An 8,983-nucleotide genomic window follows, 5' to 3' on the forward strand; every position below is an offset into this window, starting at 1 on the left:
CTCCGGTGCACGGCAGATTCAGGGCAGGGCCAGGGCCGGCGACTCGATGCCGCGTGCCCGGTCGATCTTCTCGGCCACCTTGAAGGCGGCATCCAACTCGCTGACGCCGTGCTGCTGCATGAGCTGGTAGCGCTCGGCCTTCTCTTCGGGTTCGGTCTGCGCGAGCGCGAGATACAGGCTCGGCGGCACGGCGCGGAAGAGCACCTCCATGCTTTTGGAGAGGATGACGCCCTCGGTGAACTTGCCCGCTTCCTTGCGTGCCGAAAGCATCAGCGCCTTCTGCGCCGGCGAGAGTTCGCGGAATCGTGCGATCTTCTCCACCTCGTCCGGCGGCATCGACAGGCAGATCCACCACTCGATCATGTTGAGCATGGGCTCTGCGGCGCGCGGCAGATCGTCGATGTTTTGCGTCGCCAGCCAGAACCAGGCGCCCAACTTGCGCCACATTTTTGTAATTTTCACGACATACGGCGCGAGCAGCGGGTTCTTCGTGATGATGTGGCCTTCGTCGGTCACGTTGATGATCGGGCGGCCGAGATACTGGTCACGCTCCGCGATGTTGTTCACCGTGCTGATGAGGCTGATGTACGCGATCGAGAGCTGCGCGTTGTAGCCCTCACGGGCATAGGTCGCGAGATCCACCAGCGTGATGTCGGCCTCGGGCCACGGCGTGCCGTCGCGGTCGAACATCTCGCCGTCCGTGCCTTGGCAGAACATGTCCATCGCGTCCGCCATCTCCAGCAGCCGCACGCGCCGCATCTCGGGCAACGTCGGGTCCTGGCCGCGGGTGCGCAGCGCATTGCGCACGTCGCGCGTGAGCACCGTGCGCTTCTCGGCCACGCAGTGCTCGGCGGCGTCGAGGATGCACTGGCGGATCAGCGAGCGGTCGGCGCGCGTCATCCTGGCTTCCTCCTTGTCCTCGCCGCCAGTGATCATCAGCCGCGCCGTGATCTCCAGTTCGCCCAGCACGTCGCGCTGTTCGTCCGCCTCCATGGCTGAGGCATCGGGTGGCAGGTCTTCGTCCAGCGCATCGGCATCGAGCGTTTGCACATCGCTGGGCGTTTCGATCAGCCGGCGCGCGTCGGCGAACGGCGCTAGGCTGATGCCCGATCCGGGGGCCAGCTTGACCCGATTCACGGTCAGGCCCAGGCGCCTGGCGAAGTCGCTGAACAAGCCGAAGCTATTGCCGGCTTCCACGATGAAGAGGCGCGGCCGATAAATGGCCGTGACCTGGTTCAGCAGATTGTTGAGCGTGGCCGATTTGCCGGAACCCGTCGGGCCGAACAGGAACAGGTGGGCGTTCATCTGCCGGTCCAGGCGATTGAGCGGATCGAAGGTGATCGGCCCGCCGCCGCGGTTGAACATCGTGATGCCTGGATGCCCCGTACCCTGGGCACGGCCCCACACCGGCGACAGGTTTGCCGCGTGCTGGGCGAACATCAGTTGCGTGTACCACCGGCGCCGATCCTTGCCGGGGTTGTAGCAGCACGGCAGCCAGCGCAGGTAGCTGTTGAGCGGCGCCACCTCATCATCCTCTCGCACCGGCTGCAAACCAGCGTTGAGCATCACGTTCGCCAGGTCCAGGCCGCGCCGATCCAGTTCCGCCTCGTCGCGCCCGCGCAGGTAGAACGCCAGCGTGCCCCGGTAGAGCTTGTGCGCGCTGCCGATCAGCGAGCGGGCTTCATGCACGTCCTTGAGCGTCTGCTCCGACGCCAGCGTCTCGCCCACGGCCTTCTTCGCCAGGTGGTTCAGATCCGATTCCAGGACATCCTGGGGCGTGGCAACCATCGTGAGACAAAGCAAGGTGTCTTCCGGCATCTGGTCGAACAGCGTGTTGATCGCATCGCCCTTGCGGGTCTCGCCGGTTAGATGTCCCGTGCCGGGCGGCATGCGCAGCCGGTCGGTGATCAGCACACGGTGCGGCATGCCGTCGAAGTACCAGGTGCCGTGCTCCACGTCGGAGCGTGGCTGGCCGAAGAACAGCCGCTGGCTGAAATCCCGCCCGCTCGCCAGTTCGATCTCGCCGGCCTCAGTCTCGTCCGGGTAGCGCGCCAGTGCGTAGAAGCGCTCCCGGTCCTCTGTACTGGGCCCGAGCATCGCGGGGCGCGGATTGAGCCACCGCAGCAGCCAGTCGTGGACGTCGGCTGCGACCATGCGCCGTGCCTGGATGCCGGCGTTCGCCAGCCCGCCACACAGGCGGTCGCAGACGATGTTCAGCATCTGCTCGGGCGTCTGGCCGCGGCGGCTTGCCTGCCCGGTGGCACGTCGATAGACCACCATGCGCACGCGCCGCGTCTGCCCGCGCCAGCGCAGCCGCGTGACCACCGTGTCCTCGAACAGGCCGCCGGGCTTGGCCACCGCACGCAGATGGTGGCCGAAGAAGCGCAGGTAGAACTCGGTGAACGCTGTCCCGCGGGCACGTGGCTGCACGTAGTCACGCAGGGTCTGCATGTACTGGTCGAAACTCGGCTCGTCCTGGGCATAGAGCTGGAGCACCCAGGGGTTCTCGTCCAGCTCATCGAAGCTGTCCTGCAGCGCGTTCTCCAAGGCGTCGCGGGCGTGGGCAAGCCAGCCCGGTTCCCGGCCCTCGGTCCCCAGCGGCACCAGCTCGAAGAAGGCCGCCACCGATTGGCCGTCCTCCAGCAACATGGACCTTGACTCGGGCAAGAACTCGACCCAGGGCAGCAGTTCCACGAAGGACGGTGCGACCTCGTACAGCGCCTGCTCGTCGGCCTCCGTCGCCGGTTTGCGGCCCCGGACTGCCGAGCCGGGTTCGGGGATGCCGGCTTGGCGCAAGGCCTCAATGTGGCGCTGCCAGCCGTCCGGCTGCTCGTCATCACCAGCGCCGGATGCGGCCAGCTTCAGCGCGGCCGGCTTAGGCCAGGGAAGTTTCCAGCGCATCAGTAGTCCTCCACGCGCTCACCCGGCATCGCGTACTGAATGCGCTGGTACAGCGGGAAGACGGTCGTGTAGCCGGGCACCGGCACGGGATCGGTGCCGGCCAGGTGCGGGTACACGTACATCACGAGATCGGGATTGGGCAGGCGCTGGAACTGGCGATGGACCTCGTTGCGCGCGGTGCGCGTGTAGCGCATCTGCTCGGCAGGTGCGGCCTGCATATCGGCGTCGGTCAGCGGCCGACGCAGGCTCTGGCGCGCATCGAGCAGTTGGCCGCCGGCGTTCCGTCCGGCTGCGCCACCGCCGTCCCCGGCCTCCTGCTGCCAGATGTCCATCATCGTGCGGTCACCGTGGGTCAGCAGCTTTTCCTTGCTGGTGGCGCAGCCGGCGAGCGCCGCGACGGCGAGGACCAGCGCCAGGCCACGGGCCAAGCTATTCAAGTTCGAGAGCATGGCTTTCTCCTGTGCGGTGATCGACCTTGCGGCCTTCGGGATCGAAGTCGATGGCGAGCGGCTTTTCGAGGTGGACGGCGACCTTCGCGCCGGGCTGGACATAGACGGCGGCGAACGCTTGGCCGTAGAGCTTGTTGACCCAGGCCGACATGTCCCGCACGCCGCCCGCCAGAATCTGGCCGACCGCCTCCTGGCCGCTGATGCCCACGGTGCCGATGGAGCCGTCCGAGCCGACATACGACATGCGGCCGCTGTCGCTCTCGATGAGCGAGGCCACGCCGGCACCGGCCGCCGTGATCAGGGCCTGCGAGCCCAAGTACTGCTGGGCGTTGCTGCGCCGCTCGCCGCTGACGCAGGGGATGCCGTGCGGGTCGCTGATCCATCCCAAGCCGTCGCGTTGCTGGTTATTCTGCTGGTTGCCCTCGCGGTCTTCGGGGATCGTGCGGATCGTGCCGTCGTTGAACACGAACGTGATGCTGCGCACCTGGCCGCGCACGCACGAAAGCGTCCAGTCGCCCGAGGCGGTGCCGCTGAACACGGCGCCGGCCACATCGGGAATGTCGATGCCATTCGCCGTCAGGTTGTCCGGCCCGACCAGGACTTTGAACGGATAGGGATCGTTCACCGTGCCGTCGATCGGCACACGGCCGATCAGCGCCGTCATCGCGACCGAGCCCATGAGCGTGGAGTTGGTCGGCACGGTATAGACGGGCTTCGCGGTCTTGACGCCCGCGACTTGCGCGCCCGCGTTCGCCACGGTTTCCGCGGTGGTTTCGAGCGTGCTCTGCGCCGGGCCGAAGCTCGTGGGGAAGCTCATTCCGCCGCTCGCGCCACGACCGGCGTTGCGCCCCTCGGCGGGCTTTGCGTCGTCCGGCTCGACCCACCGCACGCCGCCCTCCATGCCGGCCTCGTCGCCGCCCTGCAGCCCCAGGCCCACGGGCAGGTCCGCATGGCCGCCGCCGCGCCCGCCGATGCTGTCCAGGCGCCGCTGCAGGTCGGCGAGCAGCCCTTCGGTCTGCTGGCGCGCGCTGGCCGCCTGCTCCTGGTCGCGGCGCAGGTTGGACCGCTCGGATTCGAGCGCCGAGTTGATGCGCTGGTCGATGGAGTTCTCGCGCTGGCGCAGCCGCTGGTTCTCTTCACGCTGCGACTTGTTGTCCGAGAGCGCGGTCTGAAGCTCGGTGCGCAACTGCTTCACTTGGGCAACGAGCGTCGCCACGGTGTCGCGCGGGGTGTCGCCTTCGATGCCCAGCGCCTTCATTTCCTCGGGCGTGAGCTGGGCGCCGTTGTCCGCCGCGGGTGGCGCCGTGCTGCCGCCACCCGAGAACAGCCGGATACCGACGAACAGCACCAGGATGGCGACAGGGATCATCAGCCACTTGAGCAGGCCGTTACTGCGCATGGCGGGCCTCCTCGACGTTCTCGTCGCCGTCCGGCTGCGGCAGATGCACGGCAGGGTCGAAGCGGTGAATCGCCGGCAGCAGCGACTGCGCGAGGCCGCGGCCGCGCGTGACCAGGTAGAGGACGGTCGTGTCCTCGGGCGTGCCGCGCGGACCCAGCGCCTCGTGCTGGAAGGTGGCGGTGAGGAAATCGCCTTGCAGCACGCGCGGGTCGAGCGCGACCCAGTCGGCGCCGGTGTTGGTGAGGCGCACGGCAGTCACCCATTGGTCTTCCAGGCGCCACGACGCGAGCGCGACCGCGCGCACCGGCAGCGTTGGCATCAGTGTGTCCAGGTCGAGGTCGCGGGGCAGGTTGGCCCGCATGACGCCCGGAAGCGGCTCGACGGTGCGCAGCGGTGCGTAGAGGTTCTGCGCGGCGAAGCGCGTCAGCACGACAGGGACCGGAGTTTCGCGCCGCGCGGTCCGCGCACCTGCCTGGCCCTGGGCGCGTGCCGGGGCCTCGGCACTGTCGGCTTGCTCGCCATAGCGTCCCGGTGCGCTGTCACCCTCGACGATGCGCACCGGCTCCAGCTCGGCTTCCCCGTCCTTGGGCAGTTCAGCTGCGATGTCCAGCAGGATCAGCGCGCCCGTGTCGGCGTCCTGCAGTTGCAACCGCGTGGGCTCGATCGGCTCGCTGGCGCGCAGGTACACCGCGCCGCCCGCACTCTGCACGCGCAGGCGTTCGCCCACGCCCGCGGGCACGCCCACGCGCACGTTCCGGTTGATGAACACGATGCGTTCCTGACCGACCTTCAGCGGCACTGCCAGTGGCATGCGTTCCCAACGCAGGATCTCCACCGCCTGGGCGACGGGTGCCGCGGCCACGGCCAGTAGCCCCAGCAGCGCGAGTACAGGATGCTTCATGGGGTGTTTCCTCCTTGAGGCGCTTGCGGAGAAAGGCCACTCGGCGCCGGGCGCGCCGGCTCCGGTGCACTGATGCGCTGGGGCGCGCCCTCATAGCAGTCCAGCGCCAGGCCGAACGGGTTGCGGGCGGGATCGACGTCCACCCGCGTGACCTTGATCGGATAGCGCACCAGGGCGCGTTTAACCTGCTCGGCGCCGTAGTACTCGTCCGCCGTGATGTCCAGCGTCACCACCCAGTCGCGATCGGATACGGTGCGCACGCGCGCCGTGGGGTCGTCGCCATAGCCGCGGCCGGGAATCTCGTAGATGCCGCGCACGCGCTGACGCAGCTCGCCCGTGGAGCGGCGGTAGTCATAGTCCGCCCGCAGGAAGGCCTGGCAGGACGGGGTGAGGTACGGCGAGAGCGTGTGGAGGTTGCGCGAGTAGTCTTCTTCGCCATTGGTCGGCCAGCGGTTCAGCGTCTGGAACACGTAGAACGTGAACGCATAGACCGATTCGGGCGGCACTTCCCACCACTTGCGGGTACTGCCAGAGCGCAGGTCGGGCGGGACGTGGATGGTCAGGTCGCGCGGCGCGCTCCACCAGCCGCCGCCCATGACCAGGGCGACGACGACCAGCGCGCCCGCGCCCAGCCGCAAGGTCTTGATGTGCGCCTGCAGGTGGGTAACCTCGTTTTTGAAGCGGCTCATCGCATGCTCCTGCGGGTGGACCAGAAGCCCGAGCGCGAGATCAGCACATGGCCACCGACCCAGCCAGCCATCAGCGGATGGCGCGTGGCGATGCGCCATTGCAGTTGCCGATACAGCCAGGTGTCGGGGCGCCCACGCTTGAGGCGGCGCAGGATGCCGCCGCCGATGAACACGCCCAAGGCCACGCCCAGGACGACGAACGTCGGCGCCAGCGCGATCGTGCGGAACACCCAGGACAGCGGCGCGCCGACCAGCAGGCCGGCGGCGCCGGACAGGCCGCAGCAGATCCACAGCTCGTCGGCGGTGAGGCCGCGCACGACAACGGGATGGCGGTTGAGCCGGTGCGGAAGGAAGGTGACCGTTCCGTCCGCACGGACGTGCTGCTGCTCGGACATACCGGCCTCGCTTACAGGATGCCGGTGGCTTCGGTGAGCAGCCAGATGCCGATCACGAGCAGCACGGCGCCGATGGCGACCGTGAGGCCGAACTGGCCCCAGGTCTTGCGGCCGGTGTGGATTTCCGCGTAGGTGCCGTAGGCGTGGTAGCACACGCCGATGAACATCGACGCCACCACCAACAGGGCCACGAGCATGATGATGTCGTAGCCGTAGTTGCGGATCGTCTCCATGATGCCGTTGCCGGTGCCGCGCGTCGGGTTCTCCAACTGCGGCAAGCCTTGCGCGAACGACAGCGCGGGCAGCGCGGCGGCGCCCAGGGCCACGGCGGCGCGCTGGGCAAAACGGGAAGTGAAGATGCGGTTGTGCATGGTCGGGCCTTTCAGGTCAGGACAGGAGGAAGAAACTCAGGACGAGGTACATCGCGACGAAGCGGATGCAGACGCCGAGGAACTGGCGCTGGTTGAGGCGGCTCTCGGACCACCCCACGTAGGCCGTTCGGATGGCCCAGACGCCCCACACGAGCAGGACCGCGAACACGACGCCGACCAGGACGGTCGCCATCGCGGAAGGCGCGATGCCGCTGTTGGCTTGAAATGCTGAGACCTGGGCGCCGTTCATGGCTTGCCCTCCGCAGTCGTCGCCGGCAGCGGCTCGGTCGCCCGCTCGGTGCGGTAGTCGCCGGCCAGTTCGGAGGGGTCGCGCGGCTGGGCGCGCGATGGCGTCAGATGGAACTGGATGCCGGCGCGAACACGCGCCAGGTCAGCCAGCAGCCGCGGGTAGTCGAAGTGGTAGCGCTCGCCCGGCTGGATGGGGGCATGCGCGGCGCTGTCCGCGACGGTGCGCTCCAGCGCGTCGAGCTGGCGCAGTGCGGCGACCAGCTCCTGGCGCTGCGCAGGGGACTCGGCCAAGGCCATCGGGGACTGACCCAGCAGGAGGGCCGTCACGAGAAGAGTGGGTACGCCGCGATGCGCGGCGCGCAGCCAGATCGAAGCCACCATCGCGCCATTCCTGTGTGATCAGCAATGGGGTGATCGTGGAGATCAGGGCTGTTTTAGGCCGCAAACAATAGGAACTGGCGGACGACCGGATTGGGCATGCCGCGAGCGAACCTACAAAAGCCCGGGTCGCGTTTCGATTATTGCGTTTTTCGAGTGTTTCGAATATGATCGGCTCTGCAACCGTTTTCGCTTAGGAGCTACCCATGACCACCGCCACTGCCCAATCCAAGATGACCCTTCCCGCCGCGGGAGAGGTTAAGGCAGCCGTCCAGGGTCAACGTGCCTTGGCGGCTTACCTCGCAACCCAGTTCGAGACGCAGCACATCCAGATCTTTGATGACCACAAACAGGCTCATCAGGTGGAACTGCCTACCTCGGCGTTGCGCCTGCTGGTCGACATCCTGGCCGAGTTGGCCGATGGCAATGCAGTAAAGGTGGTGCCCGTCCATGCAGAGCTGACGACCCAAGAGGCGGCGGACTTGCTCAACGTGTCCCGTCCCCATTTCGTCAAGCTGCTAGAAGATGGGGTGTTGGCATTTCATCGCACCGGCAAGCACCGCAGGGTGAGGTTCGCCGATCTGATGCAGTACAAGGAAGCGCGCGAGCGCGCCAGTGAGCAGGCGATGGCCGAACTCGCTCAGCAGTCGCAAGAGTTGGGAATGGGATACGAATGAGGCATTCCCCATTCACCGCCGTCTACGACGCGTGCGTTCTATATCCCGCGCCACTGCGGGATTTCCTGATGTGGCTCGGCCTGTCTGGCCGCTTCCGGGCGCGGTGGAGCCAAGCCATTCATGAGGAGTGGAAACGCAACCTGTTGATCAACCGCCCCGATCTCACCCGGGTTCAGGTCGACAGGACGTCGGATCTCATGGACAGGGCCATTCCGGACGGCTTGGTGGAGGGCTACGAAGCGCTCGTGGCAGGCCTGACATTGCCCGATCCGGACGATCGGCACGTCCTGGCTGCGGCGATTCGCTGCGGTGCGAGCGTGATTGTGACGTTCAACGAACGGGATTTCCCGAACGATCTGCTGGCTCCGTACGGCATCGAATCGCAGCACCCCGATGAGTTTGTGGACAACCTGCTGGATCTGGATGCGGCCGCCGTAGTGTCGGCTGCGCAGCGCCAGCGTGCCCAACTCAAGCATCCGCCGATCGATGTGGACCGCTATCTCGAAATCCTGCTGCGCCAAGGCCTTGTGCAAACGACCAAGGTGCTGGCGACCTATCGCACCATTCTCTGACC

The 8,983-nt window shown here is 67.2% G+C and carries 11 protein-coding genes; 2 read left to right on the forward strand and 9 right to left on the reverse strand.

The window, feature by feature from the left end:
• Window positions 1-18: 18 nt before the first annotated feature.
• Genes ACLIIZ_RS05100 through ACLIIZ_RS05140 form a run of 9 tightly spaced genes read right to left on the reverse strand, consistent with a single transcriptional unit; the run spans window position 19 to window position 7,651 of the window.
• Window positions 19-2,901: a conjugative transfer ATPase gene (locus ACLIIZ_RS05100; RefSeq protein WP_003050106.1), complete on the reverse strand. Its 2,883-nt coding sequence runs from the start codon at window positions 2,899-2,901 to the stop codon at window positions 19-21.
• Window positions 2,901-3,338, reverse strand: coding sequence for a TIGR03751 family conjugal transfer lipoprotein (locus ACLIIZ_RS05105; RefSeq protein WP_465221435.1), 438 nt, complete (start codon window positions 3,336-3,338; stop codon window positions 2,901-2,903). The genes ACLIIZ_RS05100 and ACLIIZ_RS05105 overlap by 1 nt, the downstream gene beginning before the upstream one ends.
• Window positions 3,331-4,749 (reverse strand): TIGR03752 family integrating conjugative element protein, encoded by a 1,419-nt coding sequence (locus tag ACLIIZ_RS05110; protein ID WP_003050111.1) that lies wholly within the window; start codon window positions 4,747-4,749, stop codon window positions 3,331-3,333. The genes ACLIIZ_RS05105 and ACLIIZ_RS05110 overlap by 8 nt, the downstream gene beginning before the upstream one ends.
• Window positions 4,739-5,650, reverse strand: coding sequence for a TIGR03749 family integrating conjugative element protein (locus ACLIIZ_RS05115; protein ID WP_003050114.1), 912 nt, complete (start codon window positions 5,648-5,650; stop codon window positions 4,739-4,741). The genes ACLIIZ_RS05110 and ACLIIZ_RS05115 overlap by 11 nt, the downstream gene beginning before the upstream one ends.
• Window positions 5,647-6,339, reverse strand: coding sequence for a PFL_4703 family integrating conjugative element protein (locus ACLIIZ_RS05120; RefSeq protein ID WP_003050116.1), 693 nt, complete (start codon window positions 6,337-6,339; stop codon window positions 5,647-5,649). The genes ACLIIZ_RS05115 and ACLIIZ_RS05120 overlap by 4 nt, the downstream gene beginning before the upstream one ends.
• Window positions 6,336-6,734 (reverse strand): TIGR03750 family conjugal transfer protein, encoded by a 399-nt coding sequence (locus tag ACLIIZ_RS05125; protein WP_003050133.1) that lies wholly within the window; start codon window positions 6,732-6,734, stop codon window positions 6,336-6,338. Before ACLIIZ_RS05125 ends, ACLIIZ_RS05120 begins: the two co-directional genes overlap by 4 nt.
• A gap of 11 nt (window positions 6,735-6,745) precedes the next feature.
• Window positions 6,746-7,105 carry a TIGR03745 family integrating conjugative element membrane protein gene (locus ACLIIZ_RS05130; protein WP_020307818.1) on the reverse strand — a complete coding sequence of 120 codons (360 nt, stop codon included), beginning with the start codon at window positions 7,103-7,105 and terminating at the stop codon, window positions 6,746-6,748.
• Window positions 7,106-7,121: 16 nt separating this feature from the next.
• Window positions 7,122-7,355 carry a TIGR03758 family integrating conjugative element protein gene (locus ACLIIZ_RS05135; RefSeq protein ID WP_003050225.1) on the reverse strand — a complete coding sequence of 78 codons (234 nt, stop codon included), beginning with the start codon at window positions 7,353-7,355 and terminating at the stop codon, window positions 7,122-7,124.
• Window positions 7,352-7,651: an integrative conjugative element protein, RAQPRD family gene (locus ACLIIZ_RS05140; protein WP_465221437.1), complete on the reverse strand. Its 300-nt coding sequence runs from the start codon at window positions 7,649-7,651 to the stop codon at window positions 7,352-7,354. The genes ACLIIZ_RS05135 and ACLIIZ_RS05140 overlap by 4 nt, the downstream gene beginning before the upstream one ends.
• A gap of 287 nt (window positions 7,652-7,938) precedes the next feature.
• Here ACLIIZ_RS05140 and ACLIIZ_RS05145 point away from each other — a divergent pair, with 287 nt between their 5' ends.
• Entirely contained in the window at window positions 7,939-8,409 is a 471-nt protein-coding gene (locus tag ACLIIZ_RS05145; protein ID WP_003050245.1) for a helix-turn-helix domain-containing protein, read from the forward strand.
• On the forward strand, window positions 8,406-8,981 hold the full coding sequence (locus tag ACLIIZ_RS05150) for a PIN domain-containing protein (protein WP_003050248.1): 576 nt from the start codon (window positions 8,406-8,408) through the stop codon (window positions 8,979-8,981). The genes ACLIIZ_RS05145 and ACLIIZ_RS05150 overlap by 4 nt, the downstream gene beginning before the upstream one ends.
• Window positions 8,982-8,983: the final 2 nt, after the last annotated feature.

The sequence above is a fragment of the Azonexus caeni genome (assembly GCF_048146105.1).
Classification (GTDB): domain Bacteria; phylum Pseudomonadota; class Gammaproteobacteria; order Burkholderiales; family Rhodocyclaceae; genus Azonexus; species Azonexus aromaticus_B.